This window comes from Saccharopolyspora montiporae (genome assembly GCF_015209505.1).
In the GTDB taxonomy this organism is placed as follows: domain Bacteria; phylum Actinomycetota; class Actinomycetes; order Mycobacteriales; family Pseudonocardiaceae; genus Saccharopolyspora; species Saccharopolyspora montiporae.
The window spans coordinates 91,605-107,968 of sequence record NZ_JADEYC010000018.1 but is presented as its reverse complement, the minus strand read 5'-3'; the positions used below and the strand labels follow the sequence as shown (position 1 = coordinate 107,968).

General features: G+C 72.6%; 19 protein-coding genes. 11 read left to right on the top strand and 8 right to left on the bottom strand.

Annotated elements, in window-relative coordinates; translation table 11 throughout:
* Positions 1–25: 25 nt before the first annotated feature.
* Positions 26–316 (bottom strand): co-chaperone GroES, encoded by a 291-nt coding sequence (gene groES / locus IQ251_RS11440; RefSeq protein WP_193928495.1) that lies wholly within the window; start codon positions 314–316, stop codon positions 26–28.
* A 766-nt stretch (positions 317–1,082) separates the two neighbouring features.
* Here groES and IQ251_RS11435 point away from each other — a divergent pair.
* Positions 1,083–2,699 (top strand): alkaline phosphatase D family protein, encoded by a 1,617-nt coding sequence (locus IQ251_RS11435; protein ID WP_193928494.1) that lies wholly within the window; start codon positions 1,083–1,085, stop codon positions 2,697–2,699.
* A gap of 49 nt (positions 2,700–2,748) precedes the next feature.
* Positions 2,749–3,339, top strand: a complete 591-nt coding sequence (locus tag IQ251_RS11430) for a SanA/YdcF family protein (protein ID WP_370591331.1) — start codon at positions 2,749–2,751, stop codon at positions 3,337–3,339.
* Here the strand turns inward: IQ251_RS11430 and tsaD are convergent.
* The 6 genes from tsaD to IQ251_RS11400 all read right to left on the bottom strand — a co-directional run bounded on the left by tsaD (position 3,308) and on the right by IQ251_RS11400 (position 9,441).
* Positions 3,308–4,387: a tRNA (adenosine(37)-N6)-threonylcarbamoyltransferase complex transferase subunit TsaD gene (tsaD, locus tag IQ251_RS11425; RefSeq protein ID WP_193928493.1), complete on the bottom strand. Its 1,080-nt coding sequence runs from the start codon at positions 4,385–4,387 to the stop codon at positions 3,308–3,310. The two genes, IQ251_RS11430 and tsaD, sit on opposite strands and share 32 nt — an antisense overlap.
* On the bottom strand, positions 4,384–4,878 hold the full coding sequence (gene rimI / locus IQ251_RS11420) for a ribosomal protein S18-alanine N-acetyltransferase (RefSeq protein WP_193928492.1): 495 nt from the start codon (positions 4,876–4,878) through the stop codon (positions 4,384–4,386). The genes tsaD and rimI overlap by 4 nt, the downstream gene beginning before the upstream one ends.
* Positions 4,875–5,531 (bottom strand): tRNA (adenosine(37)-N6)-threonylcarbamoyltransferase complex dimerization subunit type 1 TsaB, encoded by a 657-nt coding sequence (gene tsaB, locus IQ251_RS11415; RefSeq protein WP_193928491.1) that lies wholly within the window; start codon positions 5,529–5,531, stop codon positions 4,875–4,877. Before tsaB ends, rimI begins: the two co-directional genes overlap by 4 nt.
* A gap of 46 nt (positions 5,532–5,577) precedes the next feature.
* On the bottom strand, positions 5,578–6,915 hold the full coding sequence (gene allB, locus IQ251_RS11410) for an allantoinase AllB (protein ID WP_193928490.1): 1,338 nt from the start codon (positions 6,913–6,915) through the stop codon (positions 5,578–5,580).
* 428 nt (positions 6,916–7,343) lie between these two features.
* Entirely contained in the window at positions 7,344–8,465 is a 1,122-nt protein-coding gene (locus IQ251_RS11405; RefSeq protein ID WP_193928489.1) for a glycerate kinase, read from the bottom strand.
* 154 nt (positions 8,466–8,619) lie between these two features.
* Entirely contained in the window at positions 8,620–9,441 is an 822-nt protein-coding gene (locus tag IQ251_RS11400; protein ID WP_193928488.1) for a hydroxypyruvate isomerase family protein, read from the bottom strand.
* A 152-nt stretch (positions 9,442–9,593) separates the two neighbouring features.
* Between IQ251_RS11400 and IQ251_RS11395 the strand changes: the two genes are divergently transcribed.
* The 9 genes from IQ251_RS11395 to IQ251_RS19730 all read left to right on the top strand — a co-directional run bounded on the left by IQ251_RS11395 (position 9,594) and on the right by IQ251_RS19730 (position 15,957).
* Complete coding sequence (locus tag IQ251_RS11395) at positions 9,594–9,842, top strand: hypothetical protein (RefSeq protein ID WP_193928487.1); 249 nt, start codon at positions 9,594–9,596, stop codon at positions 9,840–9,842.
* A 58-nt stretch (positions 9,843–9,900) separates the two neighbouring features.
* Complete coding sequence (locus IQ251_RS11390; RefSeq protein ID WP_193928486.1) at positions 9,901–10,266, top strand: helix-turn-helix domain-containing protein; 366 nt, start codon at positions 9,901–9,903, stop codon at positions 10,264–10,266.
* Positions 10,267–10,477: 211 nt separating this feature from the next.
* The gene (uraD, locus tag IQ251_RS11385) at positions 10,478–11,002 is read left to right on the top strand and encodes a 2-oxo-4-hydroxy-4-carboxy-5-ureidoimidazoline decarboxylase (RefSeq protein ID WP_193928485.1); all 525 of its coding nucleotides are present in this window, start codon (positions 10,478–10,480) and stop codon (positions 11,000–11,002) included.
* Entirely contained in the window at positions 10,999–11,328 is a 330-nt protein-coding gene (uraH, locus tag IQ251_RS11380) for a hydroxyisourate hydrolase (protein WP_193928484.1), read from the top strand. The genes uraD and uraH overlap by 4 nt, the downstream gene beginning before the upstream one ends.
* Before the next feature lie 5 nt (positions 11,329–11,333).
* The gene (pucL, locus tag IQ251_RS11375; protein WP_193928483.1) at positions 11,334–12,224 is read left to right on the top strand and encodes a factor-independent urate hydroxylase; all 891 of its coding nucleotides are present in this window, start codon (positions 11,334–11,336) and stop codon (positions 12,222–12,224) included.
* A 199-nt stretch (positions 12,225–12,423) separates the two neighbouring features.
* Positions 12,424–13,806 (top strand): nucleobase:cation symporter-2 family protein, encoded by a 1,383-nt coding sequence (locus IQ251_RS11370; RefSeq protein WP_193928482.1) that lies wholly within the window; start codon positions 12,424–12,426, stop codon positions 13,804–13,806.
* 141 nt (positions 13,807–13,947) lie between these two features.
* Positions 13,948–15,006, top strand: a complete 1,059-nt coding sequence (locus IQ251_RS11365) for a S8 family serine peptidase (protein WP_193928481.1) — start codon at positions 13,948–13,950, stop codon at positions 15,004–15,006.
* A 159-nt stretch (positions 15,007–15,165) separates the two neighbouring features.
* The gene (locus tag IQ251_RS11360; RefSeq protein WP_228046579.1) at positions 15,166–15,720 is read left to right on the top strand and encodes an SAM-dependent methyltransferase; all 555 of its coding nucleotides are present in this window, start codon (positions 15,166–15,168) and stop codon (positions 15,718–15,720) included.
* A 39-nt stretch (positions 15,721–15,759) separates the two neighbouring features.
* Positions 15,760–15,957: a hypothetical protein gene (locus tag IQ251_RS19730; protein WP_228046578.1), complete on the top strand. Its 198-nt coding sequence runs from the start codon at positions 15,760–15,762 to the stop codon at positions 15,955–15,957.
* 34 nt (positions 15,958–15,991) lie between these two features.
* On the opposite strand, the gene IQ251_RS11355 is transcribed toward IQ251_RS19730, so the two are convergent.
* A complete protein-coding gene (locus IQ251_RS11355; protein WP_193928480.1) occupies positions 15,992–16,351 on the bottom strand; it encodes a hypothetical protein in 360 nt (119 codons plus the stop codon).
* Between the last annotated feature and the right edge of the window lie 13 nt (positions 16,352–16,364).

Genomic DNA, 16,364 nt, shown 5'->3' with positions numbered 1-16,364 from the left:
CGGTGTTGCTCGCGCGCAGCGGACGTCAGTTGACGACGGCCAGCACGTCGCGGGCGGAGAGGATCAGGTACTCCTCGCCGTTGTACTTGACCTCGGTGCCGCCGTACTTCGAGTAGATGACGACGTCACCCTCGTTCACGTCAACCGGCACCCGGTTGCCCTTCTCGTCCACGCGACCCGGGCCGACGGCCAGGACCTTGCCCTCCTGGGGCTTCTCCTTGGCGGTGTCCGGGATAACGATGCCGGACGCAGTGGTCGTTTCGGCCTCGCTGGCCTGGACCACGATCTTGTCCTCAAGCGGCTTAATGCTCGCCACGGTGTGACCTCCACCTTCTGGGGCCTTCGAAGCGTTGGCTGGAAAATGACGGCCCCGTGACTCCCCGCCGTCGCGGGTGCCGGGGTGCAACGGCACCGTTCGCCTAGCACTCTACTCATGCGAGTGCCAACGCTCAACAACCGGCCGGTCGGAGCGGGCACCGGAACCACCGGAACGGGGGACTGATCCACCGCGACCGGGCGCTGCGATCCACACCGGACACTCCGGCGGCGCGGTGTCACCGAGCGCGCACCGGCCGAGGCGCACCGTGTCGCGGCCGCCGGTGATCGCGCCCTGGGCGCACTACCTGCGGAGTCGTCACCGACGATCAACGCATCGTGATCGTCGCTGGTAGATCCCCATGCGGGATATGTCACCAAACTCTCGGCGGACTTTACGGGCGCCCAGCTCGGTGCCCTAGGTTCAGCGCCATGCCAGCCCTTTCCAAGCCCAAGAACAGGCCCTGGGAGCGACGCCCCCGACCTGCTCGGCCGCCGGGACCGAAGGCCCCGCCGACCCGTTCCGGCTGGCGGCCGAAGTAACGCGGTCCGCGCCGCACCCGCGGAAAACCGCCCGTGCCCCCGATCCCGGTGAACCACCGGACCCGGTCGTGCGCCCCGGTCCTCCGGCGCCCGGCCGCCATCCGCTCCGGCGAACCGAAAACCCGGATTTCGCCGGGAATTCATGCGATCATCCACTTTCGCAGGTAGCCGCGCGGCGGTCATCGATCCACGCTCGGCTGCGGACGATCGTGGAGGAGGACCCGATGGCGAACACGTCCGGGACCGGACGTACCGAGCCCCTGCGCACCGGATCCCTGCGGAACGGCCCCCGGCAGCAGGCGCTGTCCCGGCGGTCGGTGCTGCTCGGCGGTGCCGCGGTAGCGGGCGCCGCGCTGGGCGGATCCCTGCCCGCGTGCGCGCAGCCGGCCCCGGGCGCCGCGACGGCGGGGGCGGGGGCGGCCGACCCGTTCACCCTCGGCGTCGCGTCCGGGGACCCGCTGCCGGACGGGATGGTGCTGTGGACGCGGCTCGCGCCGGAACCCACCGCTGAGGACGGCTCCGGTGGCATGCCGGCGCGGCCGGTCCCGGTCGAGTGGGAGGTCGCCGCCGATGAGCGGTTCACCCGCGTCGTGCAGCGCGGGACGACGACCGCGGCCCCGGAGTTCGGGCACAGCGTGCACGTCGAGACGACCGGCCTGCGCCCGGGGCACGAGTACTTCTACCGCTTCCGCACCGCTTCGGCGCTGTCTCCCGCCGGCCGCACGCGGACCGCGCCGCATCCCGGCTCCGCCGCCGAGCTGGCGCTGTGCTTCGCCTCGTGCTCGCACTACGGCGAAGGCCACTTCACCGCGTACCGGCACCTGGCCGAGGAGGAACCACAGCTGGTCCTGCACCTCGGCGACTACCAGTACGAGTACGCCGCCGAGGCCGGCGACGTCCGCGAGGTCCTGGGACCGGAGACGCGCACGCTGGCCGGCTACCGGCAGCGGTACGCGCAGTACCGCACCGACCCGGATCTGCAGCTCGCGCATGCCACGGCCCCGTGGATGGTGGTCTTCGACGACCACGAAGTGGACAACAACTGGGCACGCGGGACACCGGAGGAACCCGAGGAGGACTTCCTGCAGCGGCGGGCGGCTGCGTTCCGCGCCTACTACGAGAACATGCCGCTGCGCGCCGCATCCCGCCCGCGCGGGGCCGACATGCGGCTGTACCGCAGGTTGCGCTGGGGCTCGCTGATCAACCTGCACATGCTGGACACCCGGCAGTACCGGGACGACCAACCGTGCGGTGACGAGGGCGAGGCCGACTGCCCGGAACGGCTCGACCCCGACCGCACCCTGCTCGGCACCGAGCAGGAGCGCTGGCTGCTCCGGGGGCTCGGCAGCAGTTCGGCGCGCTGGGACGTGCTCGGCCAGCAGGTGTTCTTCTCCCGGCTGGACACCGATACGGACGACTCCGTCGAGTTCAGCACCGACTCCTGGGCGGCCTACGTCGCCAACCGGGACCGGATCGCGCGCGGCCTCGGCGGCACCCGCAACGGCGTGGTGCTCACCGGGGACGTGCACCGGCACTGGGCCGGCGAGGTGCACGCCGCGCACGAGGACACCGACTCGCCGCGGGTGGCGACCGAACTGGTCACCAGCTCGATCTCCAGCGGCGGCGACGGCGACTCGGACCCGAACGCGGAGGTCCTCGACCACAACCCGCACCTGAAGTACTACGCGAACCGGCGCGGCTACGTGCGCGCCGAGTTCACCGCCGAGCAGGTGCGCGCCGACCACCGGGAACTGCCGCACGTCAGCACGCCCGGCGCCCCGGTGCGCACGGGCGCGTCGTTCGCCGTGGCCGACGGGGATCCCGCGTTGCACCGGGTCTGAGCCGACCCGGTCCTCGCGCGACCCTCGGTCACCCGGCACACTTGGCCCCGTGCGCGTGCGACGGCCCGTCCTGGCTGCCCTGGGAACCGGTGCCTTGGTGGCACTGCCCTACTGCTGGCTGCTGCTGCGCAGCGCCGGGCGGATCCGCACCACCCGGAACGTGCCCGCGACCGGAACCGCGCTGGTGCTCGGCGCGGGCGTGCGCCGGGACGGCACGCCGAGCCTGATCCTGCGCGGACGGCTGGAGGTCGCGCAGGACCTGCTGGAGTCCGGAAAGGTCCGGCGCATCGTGGTCAGCGGCAGTCCCCGTTCACGGGGGCACAGCGAGCCGGTCGTGATGCGCGACCACCTCGTGTCCCGGGGCGTGCCCGCGGAGCTGGTGCTGCTCGATGAGTCCGGTGTGGACACCTGGTGCTCGTGCCGGCATGCCGCCGAGGACCTGGGGCTGCGCGAGGTCACCGTGGTGACCACCGGGTTCCACCTGCGCCGCGCGGTGGCGCTGTGCCGCCGCACCGGGATGGAGACGTGGGGTGTCGGGCACGACGCGAGAGCGGCCGGACTGCGGCGGGTCGCCGCGCGCGGCGCGCGGCGCGAAGCCCTGGCGGTGGTCAAGGCGTTCTGGTGGCGGCACCATCCGTGACGGACACCGACGTCACCGGCAGACCCGGGTCGGTGGCCATGTCCAGCGGCGAGGGCTCGGTGCCGGACGCCAGCACGTGCGCGCCCAGTGCCGCGATCATCGCCCCGTTGTCCGTGCACAGCCGCGGTTTCGGCACCCGGAGCAGGATTCCGGCCGCGGCGCAGCGCTCCCGGGCCAGCGCAGCGAGCCGCGCATTGGCGGCCACTCCACCGGAGATCACCAGGGTGCGCACATCGTGGTCCTGCGCCGCGCGCACCGCTTTGCGGGTGAGCACATCGGCGACCGCTTCCTGGAACGAGGCGCACACGTCGGGCACCGAGATCTCGCGGCCTGCCTGCTGCTCGGTCTCCACCCAGCGCGCCACCGCGGTCTTGAGCCCGGAGAACGAGAAGTCGTACGCGGCGTCGCGGGGACCGGTGAGCCCGCGCGGGAAGTCGATCGCCTCGGGGTCGCCGAGGGCGGCCTGCGCGTCGATGGGCGGTCCGCCGGGGTAGGGCAGGTCCAGGATGCGGGCGACCTTGTCGTACGCCTCGCCCGCCGCGTCGTCGATCGTGGAACCGACCTCGGTGATCCGGCCGGCCACGTCGTCGACGAGCAGGAGCTGGGTGTGCCCGCCGGAGACGAGCAGCGCCAGGCTGCGCTCCGGGAGGGCGCCGTGCTGCAGGGTGTCCACCGCGATGTGCCCGGCGAGGTGGTTCACGCCGTAGAGCGGGACGCCCAGCGCCGCCGCGTAGCCCTTCGCCGCGGACACCCCGACCAGCAGCGCACCGGCCAGTCCCGGGCCCGCGGTGACCGCCACGGCGTCCACATCGGATAGCCGGAGGCCGGATTCGTCCAGCGCCCGCTGCACGGTGGGCGCCATCGCCTCCAGGTGCGCGCGGCTGGCGATCTCCGGCACCACCCCGCCGTAGCGGGCGTGCTGGTCGACGCTGGAGGCCACCGCATCGGCCAGCAGCTGAACCGAGCCGTCGGCGCCCAGCCGGACCAGCCCCGCGCCGGTCTCATCGCACGAGCTCTCGATCCCGAGAACCACGCGGTCCGCGGTCATCGGACCTCCTCCGCATCCGCGGTCCGGGCGGTGCGGCGCATCGTGTGCGCATCCGCCCCGGACGGCTGGTAGTAGCGCTTGCGCAGCCCGACGACCTCGAAACCGTGCGCCCGGTACAGGGCGATGGCCGATTCGTTGTCGGTGCGCACTTCCAGGAACGTGGTGGCCCGCCGCTCATCCGCCCGGGCCAGCAGCGCGCGCAGCAGCGCGGTGCCGATGCCCAAGCCCTGGTGGTCCGGATCGACGCCGATGGTGTGCACCTCGGCCTCCGGGTGCGCGCCGCGGTTCACCGCGAGCCCGGCATAGCCCAGCAACGCCTCGTCCGGTCCGTAGGCGCCCAGGTAGTAGTGGCCCTGGTCGATCTCGGAGACGAACGCCTCCCGCGACCACGGGTCGTCACCGGGGAAGATCAGCCGCTCCAGCTCGGCGCAGCGGGTCACATCCCGGCGGCGCAGCTTGAGCACGCGGAACGCCGGCTCGGCGCCGCTCATCGCTCTCCCCGCACCAGCACGGACTTGCGGGCCGCGGGTTCGGCCGCATCCGGCCTGCGCAGGTACACCGGGACCAGCGGGTGCGGCGCCGCGTCGAGCGAGGTGCGCGCGGCCGCCACCAGACCGGCCGCATCGGGGAAACGCGGCTCGACCGGCTCCAGACCGAGCTCGCCGGCCATCTCCCCGGCGACCTGGTGCACTCCCTCGGTCGGCACGTCCGCGGCCCGGTCCACGTGCGGGCCGTCCACCCGGTTGCGTTCGGCGTCGTAGGCGGCCCAGTAGACCTCCTTGCGCCGGGCGTCGGCGGCCACGAGCAGCGATTCCCCAGCCGGGACGCGCAGCGCCACCGCGTCCAGCCCGCACACCGGGTGCACCGGGACGTCCAACGCTTGACCGAGCGCCGCCGCGGTGGCCATGCCCACCCGCAGCCCGGTGAACGGTCCGGGACCGGCGCCCACCACGATCGCGTCCGCATCCGCCAGGCGGTGCCCGGCCTCGGCGGCGGCCTCGCGCAGCAGCGGGACGAGCAGCTCACCGTGCGCCCGCGGGTTCAGCACGGCGCGCTCGGCGAGCGCGCGTGGCCCGCCGTCGCGAAGTGCGACCAGTCCGGCCGTGACCGCCGGGGTCGAGGTGTCCAGCGCAATGACGAGCACAGCTGCTCAGACTACGGGAGTGCAGGTCACCGGGGCTATGCGGGGTTCAACCGCGGTCGAGCAACCGACCGCCCGGCGCACCATCGGCGTCGATCCGGGTCCCGCGCAGCCAGGTCTGCCGCACCACGCCGGACAGGGTCCGCTGGTGGTAGGCCGACACCGGATTGCGGTGCCGCAGGTCGCCCGCGTCGACGACGAACGCCTCGTCCGGCGCGAACACGCAGAGATCGGCGTGCTTGCCCGGTTCGATGGCGCCCTTGTCCCGCAGCCCGGTCAGCTCGGCGGGGCGGCGCGCCATCCAGCGCAGCACGTCGGCGAGGTCGTAACCGCGCAACCGCGCCTGGGTCCACACCGCGCTGAGCCCGAGCTGGAGACCGGACACACCGCCCCACGCCTCGCCGAAGTCCCCGGTGTCCCGCCGCTTGAGCTCGGGGGTGCACGGCGAGTGGTCGCTGACCACGCAGTCGATCGTGCCGTCGGCGAGCGCCTGCCAGAGCAGTTCGCGATTGGCCGCCTCGCGGATCGGCGGGCAGCACTTGAACTCGGTGGCACCGTCCGGGATCTCCTCGGCGGTGAAGCACAGGTAGTGCGGGCAGGTCTCGACGGTGACCCGGACGCCGTCGGCGCGCGCGGCGGCGATCATCCGCAGCGCGTCCGAGGAGGACAGGTGCAGGATGTGCACCCGGGCCCCGGTCTGCCGGGAGAGCTCCAGAACCTGTGCGATGGCCAGGTTTTCGGCATCACGCGGTCGGGATACGAGGAAGTCGGCGTACTTCCCGCCACCGGCTCCGGGGGCGGAGTCGACGGTCTCCGCGTCCTCGGCGTGCAGGATGAGCAGCGCGTCGAGATCCGCGACCTCGCGCATCGCGGACAGCAGCTCGGAGCTGCTCAGCGGGGGGAACTCGTCGACGCCGGAGTGCAGTAGGAAGCTCTTGAACCCGAACACCCCGGCGTCGTGCAGCGTGCCCAGCCCGCCGAGGTTCTCCGGTACGGCTCCGCCCCAGAAACCGACGTCCACGTGCGCCTTCGGCGCCGCGACCTCCCGCTTGACCTGCAGCGACTCCGGGTCGACGGTGGGCGGCAGGCTGTTGAGCGGCATGTCCAGGATGGTGGTGATCCCGCCCGCGGCGGCGGCCCGAGTGGCCGTGTCGAAGCCTTCCCATTCGGACCGGCCCGGGTCGTTGACGTGCACGTGGGTGTCGACCAGGCCGGGCAAGAGAACTTCGTCAGCGGCGAGGTGCACTTCGCGGGCCGCGGTGAGCTCGGCCCCGACCGGCTCGACGGCGGCGATCCGCCCGTCGCGCACGGCGACCGCTCCGGACCCGGAGCCTTCCGGGGTGATCATCCGCTGGGCGCGGAAAACGACGTCGAACGGCTCGACCACGGTGCGGACCTCCTCGGAATCGGATTCAACAAAGTGTTGATGCAATGTCCTCGGAGGTCAACCCCGCACCCGTTTCGACCCGGTCGCGCAGCCGGACACGCACGAGCTCCCGGCGCAGCGAGAGCGCCGGGAGCTCGACGTGCCGGAGACGGTCAGTGGCCGCCGGGACCGCCGGTCTCGGCGAGCGGTTCATCGGGCTTCGGCGGGACAGGGCTCGCTCGACCGGGAAGGTGCACCGGTCGGACACGCACCCTCGACCGCGCAGTGGGAACGGTTTCCAACTCGGGTGTGTTCGCGGCCGACCGGCCCGCTTCGGTGAGCACACGCGACGATCCCGGCACATCGCCCGATGCGGCCGCACAAAGCCGCCGCACCGCGGTGTGTCGTCGTTGTGAGTGTCGCTCTCGGCTGCGCAGCGGCGGTGCAGGTCAGAGCCAGTCGCGGGCCAGCTGTTCGCCGAGTCCGGTCAGCAGCGCGCCCGCCTCGCGCATGCAGCGGTCCGCGTCGGGCTCCACATCGGACAGCGCGTACACCGCCCGCAGCCCGGCCTGCTCGGCGCGTTCCGCGGACAGCAGGTTGCGTCCCGCCACCGCCACGGCGGGCACCGACGCCGCCGCCGCGCGCCCGGCCACCGCGGCCGGCCCTTTGCCGTGCAGCGTCTGCTCGTCCAGCGAGCCCTCGCCGGTCACCACGAGTCCCGCGCCGGCCAGCTGCTCCTCGAACCCGGCGATCTCCAGCACGACCTCGGCCCCCGGGCGCATCCGGCCGCCGAGGGCGGCGAGCACCGCGAAGCCGACCCCGCCGGCGGCACCCGCGCCCGGCTCGGCCGCCACGTCCCGGCCGGTCGCCGCGCGCACCGCGCCTTCCCACGCGGTCAGCGCGGCCTCCAGCCGCTCGACCTGGTCGGCATCGGCACCCTTCTGCGGGCCGTACACCCGCGCTGCACCGCGCTCGCCCAGCAGCGGATTGTCCACATCGGACGCCAAGACCACCTCGGTGTCGGCCAGCCGCGGATCCAGCCCGGACAGGTCCAGTTCGGCCGCGTTCACCAGCGGACCGCCGCCCGGTGGAACCGGATTGCCCGCGGCGTCCAGCACCCGGGCGCCGAGCACGGTCAGCATCCCGGCGCCGCCGTCGGTGCACGCGCTGCCGCCGATGCCGAGCACCACGGTGCGCGCCCCCGCGTCCAGCGCCGCGCGAATCGCTTCACCGGTGCCCTCGCTGGAGGCGGCCAGCGGCGCCGGTTCGTCGAAGTCGAGCAGCACCAGACCCGACACCGCGGCGAGCTCCACCACCGCGGTGCGCTCCCGGACGGCGATCCACGCGTCGACCGGATCGCCGACCGGACCGGTCGCCTGCACCGGCAGCCGCCGGAAACCGCCCGCCACCGCCGCCTGCACGGTCCCGTCACCACCATCGGCGACCGGGACCTCGCGGATCTCCACGTCCGGCCGCTCACGCCGGATGCCGGCGGCGACCGCCTCGACGACACCGGGCGCGGTCAGCGACCCCTTGAACTTGTCCGGCGCGATCAGGACAGGACCAGCCAATGTGAACTCCCGAAGTAGTGCGCGCGGTCCGCCTCGCGGGCGGCCGCGCCGTACCGGCGACCCCGCGGGCGGGGCCGCCACGTCTAGTCGCGGCCGTGCAGCCGCATGCCCCCGCGCAGCACCGCGCGGGCGAGCCCGATGCCTCCGATGCCGCTCATCGCGCGCGACCACCTGCCGGCACGTGCTGCAGCCAGCCGAAACCGTCCGCGCTCGCGCCCGTCGGCAGGTACTCCAGGCCGATCCGGCCCGGATACCCCACCGCGTCCAGCTGCGCGAAGAACTCCGCGAAGTCGATGCCGCCGGTTCCCGGCTCGTGCCTGCCGGGCGCGTCGGCGATCTGCACGTGACCGATGTCCGCGGACCAGCGCTGCAGCGCAGCGCGGGGATCGTCCTCGTTGACGACCAGGTGGTACAGGTCGAAGAGCAGGCCCAACCGGCCGTCCAGCCCGGTGGCGCGCACCCGCTCGACGAGCGCCATCGCCTCGGCCGCGGTGCGCAGCGGATACCCGGGCACACCGCTGAGCGGCTCCAGAAGCACCTGCCCGCCGATCCGACCGACGGCCTCGGCCGCGTACCGCAGCGACCGCACCGCGAGCTCGTCCTGCTGCTCCGGGGTGCCGCCGGTGCGGGTGCCGTGCAGCGCGTTGAAGAGCCGGCAGCCGAGTCGCTCGCCGATACCGGCGACCACGTCGGCGTTGTCGGTGAACTCCCGGGCGCGGGCCGGGTCGGACAGCACTCCGCGCTCGCCCGCGGGCATGTCCCCGGCGTAGAAGTTCAGCACCACCAGGGATACCCCGGCGTCGGTGATCGACCGCACGAACCGGTCCACCTCCGCATCCCCGGGCACCGGGCGGTCGAACGGCCACCAGGACTCGACCGCGTCGAACCCGGCTGCGCGGGCCGCCGCCGGTCGCCGCTCGACCGGGAGCTCGGTGAACAGGACGGAGAGGTTGACGTCGAAGCGGTCGGGATGCACCGGCCCCCCTGTGGCGGTTCGCGGGATGTCTCGCGGAACCTAGCCACCGCGGTGGCACCGGTCAACGCGCCCCGCCCGCACCGCCGACCGCCGCGCGGCGCCCGTACGTTTAGGTTTGCGCCACACCCAGTCGCATCCTCGGGAGGCCGACGATGATCCTGCGCGCCGAGTTCACCACGGAGCCGTTCGAAGGGGAAGGCGAGCCGCCCGCGCACGCGGTGGCCGCGCGCGATCTGCTGCTGCGCTCCGGGCTCGAACCGGATTTCGGACCGCTGGGCACCTCGGTCACCGGCAGTCGCGAGGTGCTGCTGCCCGCGCTGTCCCAGCTGCTGGACGAGGTGCTCAGCACCGACGCGGACCGGATCACCCTGCAGGTGACCGTGGAGCGACCGCAGGGCTAAAACCGCTCGCGCGACGTTCGCGTCCGGGGGAGGCGGACCGGCGCGTTAGGCTCGCGGTGTGCACCCGCTCGCCACCGCGATCGCCCCGCTGCTCGCCCGCACCGGCGGTACGACCGTGCCGCTCGCGGAACGCGCGGCCGGAGATGTGCTGCTGTATTGGGACGGTGTCCCCGCGGTCGCCGTCCGGCTGCCGGGTGAAGAGCTGACGAGCGCCCTGGACCGGATGATCGTCCAGGTGGAGGACGAGCTCGGCGCGCAGTTGCCCGACCTGTCCCGCCCGGACAAGCAGCGCGCGGTGCGCCTGCTGGAGGAGCGCGGGGCGTTCACGCTGCGCAAATCGGTGGAGTCGGTGGCCAAGGCGCTCGGCGTCAGCCGGTTCACGGTCTACAACTACCTCAACCGGGACAGCGGCGCGGACGACTGACCGGTCCGCCCGGCACGCGGTCCCGCGCCCGGCCCGTTACCTCCGCGAGTGGCGGCGCAGGCCCGCTGACCCGATACTTCAACAAACTGTTGACACCTTGCGGCGCTCGCCCGTAGCTTCTCCCGAACCACAAGCTCGTGACCAGCGCCACCGCCGCCGCGCTCAGCGCAGAACGGCCTGCGTCACCCGGAGATCCCGTGTTTGGACCGCTATGCCGACACCGCCATCCGATACCGCAGCAGGCCCCGGCGGGCTGAACGCGCTGCCCCGCGCGGAGCTCCTGGCACAGCTGCGCTCGTGCCTGGACATCCCCCGCTGGGCCGAGGACATCGCCGCGGCCGCCCCGTTCCCCGACGCGGACGCGGTGCAGCGCGCCGCGGACGCCGCGGCGCCCGAGCTCACCGAGCAGGAGATCCACCAAGCCCTGGCCGCGCACCCGCGGATCGGCAGCCGCCCGGAGGGGTCCGGCACCGAGGCCACCTGGTCGCGCAGCGAGCAGTCCGGCGTGGACTCCGCCGACGCGGACCTCGCCGAGCGGCTGCACCGCGGCAACGCGGCCTACGAGCAGCGGTTCGGGCACGTCTACCTGGTCTGCGCCAGCGGGCGCAGCGGGGCCGAGCTGCTGGAGATCCTGCACGCGCGCCTGGACAACGACCCGGCCGACGAACTGCGCGTCGTCGCCGGGGAACTCCGCGAGATCGCACGACTGAGAGTGGCGAGGCTGATCCAACGATGAGTGCAGTGACCACGCACGTGCTGGACGCGGCTGTCGGCAGGCCGGCCGCGGGCATCGCGGTGCGGCTGGAGACCGCGGACGGGTCCGCCGAGCTCGGCCGTGCCGCCACCGATGACGACGGCCGGGCCCGCGACCTCGGGCCGGACCGGCTGGACGCGGGCGATTACCGACTCACCTTCGACACCGGGGAGTACTTCGCCCGCACCGGTACCGACACCTTCTACCCGCAGGTGCAGATCACCTTCCGCATCGCCGATCCGGCCCAGCACCACCACGTTCCGCTGCTGCTGAGCCCGTTCGCCTACTCCACGTACCGAGGGAGCTGACCACCATGGGCATCGTCATGGGCCCGAACCAGTACGGCAAGGCCGAGGTGCGGCTCGTCGCCGTCGACCGCTCGACCCCGCGCCACCGCATCAAGGACCTCACCGTCAGCAGCGCGCTGCGCGGCGAGCTCGATCCGGCGCACCTGACCGGGGACAACAGCAAGGTGCTGCCCACCGACACGCAGAAGAACACCGTCTTCGCCTTCGCCCGCGAGGCTCCGGTCGGCGAGATCGAGGACTTCGCGCTGCGCCTCGGCAAGCACTTCACCTCCACCGCGGACGGGATCACCGGCGCCCGAATCCTCATCGACGAGCACGCCTGGGAGCGCATCCAGGTCGACGGCGCCGGGCACGACCACTCGTTCAGCCGCGGCGGCGACGAGAAGCGCACCACCGCGGTGACCTTCGACGGCGAGCACGCGCACGTGGTCTCCGGGCTGCGCGACCTGGTGGTGCTCAAGTCCACCGGCTCGGAGTTCCACGGCTACCCGAAGGACCGGTACACGACGCTGGCCGAGACCTCCGATCGCGTGCTGGCCACCGCGGTCACCGCGCGCTGGCGCTACAGCAGCACCGACGTGGATTGGGCGAAGAGTTTCGAATCGGTGCGCGCCCGGCTGCTGGCCGCCTTCGCCGAGACGCACAGCTACGCGCTGCAGCAGACGCTCTACGAGATGGGCAAGGCGGTGCTGCACGAGCACCCGGAGATCGCCGAGGTCCGGCTGTCCCTGCCGAACAAGCACCACTTCGCGGTGGACCTCCAGTTCTGCGGACTGGACAACGCGAACGAGGTCTTCCACGCCGCCGACCGCCCGTACGGGCTGATCGAGGGAATCGTCACCCGCGACGAAGCCGAGCCGCAGCCCGCGGCCTGGTACAGCATCGACGAGTTCTAGAAACCCACCGGAAAGGCCCGACCCGCGGACGCGGATGTTCGCGGGCGGATGAATCCTGCCCGAAAAACGGTCCGCACGACCATTTCCACTGCGGACGGATCTTCAATTCCCGGTAACGGAAGGAAACTTCGGCACAACCGGGAAAAGTCAACCTTATCGCCCAGGCATTCCCATTCTCCTCGCGGCCCTGGAGCATTCGATGGCGCTGTTCAAAACCCGCCGGAACCACGGCACCCGGAACGGATCACCCGCTGACGTGCACCCGGTCGACCAGGTCCCACCGCCCGCGCGCATGCTCGCCTACGGCGTGCAGCACGTGGTGGCCATGTACGCCGGGGTGGTCGCCCCGCCGCTGATCATCGGCGAGGCCATCGGCCTGCCCCCGACGGATCTCACCCTGCTCATCGGCGCGAGCCTGTTCACCGCCGGGATCGCCACGATGCTGCAGTCGCTGGGCGTGTGGCGGGTGGGCGCCCGGCTCCCGTTCGTCAACGGCGTCACCTTCGGCTCCGTGGCCCCCATCCTGGCGATCGTCGGGCAGCAGACCGGCCAGGAGAACCCGCTATCGGTGATCTACGGGTCCGTGCTCATCGCCGGGGTGCTGGCGTTCCTGGTCGCCCCGTACTTCTCCCGCCTGGTGCGGTTCTTCCCACCGGTGGTCAACGGCACCGTCATCACGCTGATCGGATTGTCGCTGATGCCGGTCGCGGTGGGCTGGATCGCCGGCCAGGACGAATCCGCACCCGACTACGGGGCGCCGGGCAAGATCCTGCTCGGCGCGTCGACGTTCGCGCTGGTATTGCTGCTCAACCGGTTCCTGAAAGGATTCCTCAACCGGATCGCGCTGCTGATCGGCCTGGTCGTGGGCTCGCTGGTGGCCTGGCCCGCCGGCTACGTGGACACCTCGACGTTCGCGTCCGCGCCGCTGTTCGACCTGCCCGTGCCGTTCGACCTCGGTGCGCCCGCGTTCAGCATCACCGCCACGCTCTCGATCTGCATCGTGATGCTCGTGGCCATGATGGAGAGCACTGCCGACATGATCGCGCTCGGCGAGATCGTGGACCGCCCGGCCGATGAGGCCACGATCGCCGCGGGACTGCGCGCGGACGGCGCCGGGAGCGCGCTGGCCGCGGTGTTCGGCGGATTCACCTGCAGCGCGTTCGCGCAGAACGTCGGGCTGGTCGCGCTGACCCGGGTGCGCAGCCGATACGTCGTGGCCACCGGCGGCGGCGTCCTGGTGCTGCTCGGGCTGTTCCCGATGGCCGGCGCGGTGGTCTCCCTGGTCCCGCAGCCGGTGCTCGGCGGGGCGGCGCTGGTGCTGTTCGGCTCGGTGGCCGCCAGCGGCATCCGCACGTTGGGCCGGGCCGACCTCGGGGATCCGCTCAACTCGCTGCTCGTGGCCGGCGCGCTGGGCATCGGACTGGTGCCGGTGGTGGCCCCCGGCTTCTACGAGAGCTTCCCGAGCTCGCTGCGCACAGTGCTCGACTCGGGTATCAGCACCGGGTGCATCGCGGCGCTGCTGCTCAACCTGCTGTTCAACGCGTTTCGCCGGAAAACGGCCGATACGCCGGAAAACGCCTGATCACCGCGCATGCGCGGTGTCGTTGCTGCTGCATTCGGCGCAATTTCCTGGTCCCGCGGGCGGTATTTCGCGATCAGGTGAAACGGCCTGCCGTTCCGGTTCGTTGATCGCGAGAACTCATGCCCGAAGTTGGGAGACGCAATGCGAACGCGCGTCCTGATCACCGCCGCGCTGGTGGGTGCCTCGGCACTCGCCGCGCCGGCGGCAGCAGCGGAGGAACCGGAACCGGCAGCACCCGGTCCCACCGCGCAGCAGTGGGGCCTGGACCAGGTGCACGCCCCCGATGCGTGGCCGGTCAGCACCGGCGCCGGCCAGACGATCGCCGTGGTCGACTCCGGCGTGGACCTCGACCACCCGGACCTGGCGAACAAGCTGGTCCCCGGCGCCACCTTCGTGGGCTGCGGTGACCGTCCCGCGCCGTGCGGCAACGGCGACTGGCGCGGGACGGACGGCGAAGGCCAGCCCGCCGACGTGCACGGCACGCACGTGGCCGGCATCGCCGCCGCCTCCGGCGGGGTCACCGGCGTGGCCCCGGACGCGCGGATCATGCCGATCAAGGCCCTGGAGGACGGGTCGGGCAGCTTCGCCGAGATCGGCCAAGGCGTGCGGCACGCGGCGGACAACGGCGCCGACGTGATCAACCTCAGCGTGGGCGCCTTACCCGGTTCGCAGGCGCTGACCCTGCTCGGGCTGACCGCGGAGACCAAGGAAGCGATCGCGTACGCGCGGGAGAAGGGCGTGGTCGTGGTCGCCGCCGCGGGCAACGAAACCGCGCCGCTGTGCGCGACTCCCGCGTTCGAGTCCGGGGCGCTGTGCGTGGGCGCCACCGACCAGCAGGAGAACCGGGCGCTCTACTCCAACCTCGGGATCAAGCTGGACACCGACGTGGTCTCCGGACCCGGCGGCTCCTCGCTGGGCGGCTGCGAGGAGGACATCTGGTCCACCGTGCCGCGCGGCATGGGCTCGGGCGAGTGCGGCGACGCGGACCACGACGCGCTGGCGGGCACCTCGATGGCCGCCCCGCACGTTTCCGGTGTGGCGGCGCTGCTGACCGCGCAGGGCCGGAACGCCGACGGCGTCGAGCAGGCGCTGCTGGACTCCGCGCGCACCCCGCTGCTCGGGGACGCGCGCGGGGTGTTCAACCCGCTGTACGGCAAGGGCATCGTCGACGCGGGGGCCGCGGTCCGCGCACCGGCCTGATCCGTCCCGACCTGCGAACGAAGGGGGCCGTCCGATCCCGGGCGGTCCCCTTTTTCGGGCCGCAGGCGGTGGCCCGAAGACGCGTCCATTGCCGTGACCGGCACGTTCGCGCGGGAAAACCGATTGTCCCGAAACGCCGGTGCGGGTCAGGCTGACCTCATGAGCACCGAGGACTCCGCGGTCGCGACCCGTGCCGCCGCCTACCCCGATCTGGATCACATCTACGCCCAGTGCAGCGGGCCCGGCGGATTGCGGCTGGCCGAGCACCTGGCCGAGGCAATCGGATTGCGCGCGGGCGCCGTGCTGGTCGATGTGGGCGCCAACCGGGGATTGCAGACCTGCTGGCTGGCCAAGGAGTACGGGGTCACCGCGCTCGCCCTCGACCCCTGGGAAGACCGGCAGGACGGTCGCCCGATGGTCGAGCACATCGCAGGCAACGCACGCGAGTGGGGCGTCGCCGACCGGGTGATCGCGGTGCGGGCAGGTGTCCCCGATACCCCGTTCGCGGCGGAATCCTTCGACTTCGCCTACTGCACCACGACGCTGGAAATGATCCGCGGCCTTCAGGGCGAGGCCGGCTATCGGGACGCGCTCGGCGAGATCCACCGGATCCTGAAGCCCGGTGGGATGTTCGGGCTCGGTGAGCCGATGCACCTGGATGCCCCGATTCCCGAGGATCTGCGCCCGTACGTGACCCGGGGTGAGTTCTGCTAGGCCGACTGCTTCAGCGACCTGACCAGTACGGCGGCCCAGGTGGCCGACGCGGGGTTCGACGTGGTCCACGCCGAGCATCCCGCGGACGCCGCCGCGTGGTGGGACGAGTTCGCGCGCCACGACCCGTTCGCCAAGGCCGACCCGGACGGCGACCCCACCACCTTGCGGATCGATGCCGGGCGCTGGACCAGCTTCGGCGTGGTCATCGCGCGCAAGCCGACCGGTCCGCGGAGCTGATCCGCCGACCGGTCGGCGCGGCGACCGCACCCGGTCAGCAGCGCTTGCGGCGCCGGCAGCCGAACGCGAGGGCCGCGGTGACCAGCACGCTCGCCAGGGCGATCTGCCCGCCGAGCACGATGCGGTTGACGCTGACCGCCGGGTGCCAGACCACGGAACCGTCCTCGCGCACCGCGAACGCCCCGACCGGCCGGGCCACCCCGCCGGCTCCGCTGCCGCTACCGGTTCCCCCGCCGGAATCACCGCCACCGCCGCGACCACCGCCGAAGCGCACCTCGGCCACCGGCAGCAGGGTCGTCCCGCCCTGCCGCACCGGTTCACCGAAGACCTGGTCACCGGTCACCCGATCCGCCACCGCCCGCAGCGCGTCGCGCTCGCCCGAGTCCTCGCCCATCGTTGTGCTCCCG

Bases quoted from the DNA above. Each gene is read 5' to 3' on its own strand.
- IQ251_RS11435 (WP_193928494.1), top strand. From the start codon at position 1,083: ATGGCGAACACGTCCGGGACCGGACGTACCGAGCCCCTGCGCACCGGA.
- IQ251_RS11360 (WP_228046579.1), top strand. From the start codon at position 15,166: ATGAGCACCGAGGACTCCGCGGTCGCGACCCGTGCCGCCGCCTACCCC.
- IQ251_RS11365 (WP_193928481.1), top strand. From the start codon at position 13,948: ATGCGAACGCGCGTCCTGATCACCGCCGCGCTGGTGGGTGCCTCGGCA.
- IQ251_RS11395 (WP_193928487.1), top strand. From the start codon at position 9,594: ATGATCCTGCGCGCCGAGTTCACCACGGAGCCGTTCGAAGGGGAAGGC.
- IQ251_RS11370 (WP_193928482.1), top strand. From the start codon at position 12,424: ATGGCGCTGTTCAAAACCCGCCGGAACCACGGCACCCGGAACGGATCA.
- pucL (WP_193928483.1), top strand. From the start codon at position 11,334: ATGGGCATCGTCATGGGCCCGAACCAGTACGGCAAGGCCGAGGTGCGG.
- uraD (WP_193928485.1), top strand. From the start codon at position 10,478: ATGCCGACACCGCCATCCGATACCGCAGCAGGCCCCGGCGGGCTGAAC.
- IQ251_RS11355 (WP_193928480.1), bottom strand. From the start codon at position 16,351: ATGGGCGAGGACTCGGGCGAGCGCGACGCGCTGCGGGCGGTGGCGGAT.
- uraH (WP_193928484.1), top strand. From the start codon at position 10,999: ATGAGTGCAGTGACCACGCACGTGCTGGACGCGGCTGTCGGCAGGCCG.
- tsaD (WP_193928493.1), bottom strand. From the start codon at position 4,387: ATGACCGCGGACCGCGTGGTTCTCGGGATCGAGAGCTCGTGCGATGAG.
- rimI (WP_193928492.1), bottom strand. From the start codon at position 4,878: ATGAGCGGCGCCGAGCCGGCGTTCCGCGTGCTCAAGCTGCGCCGCCGG.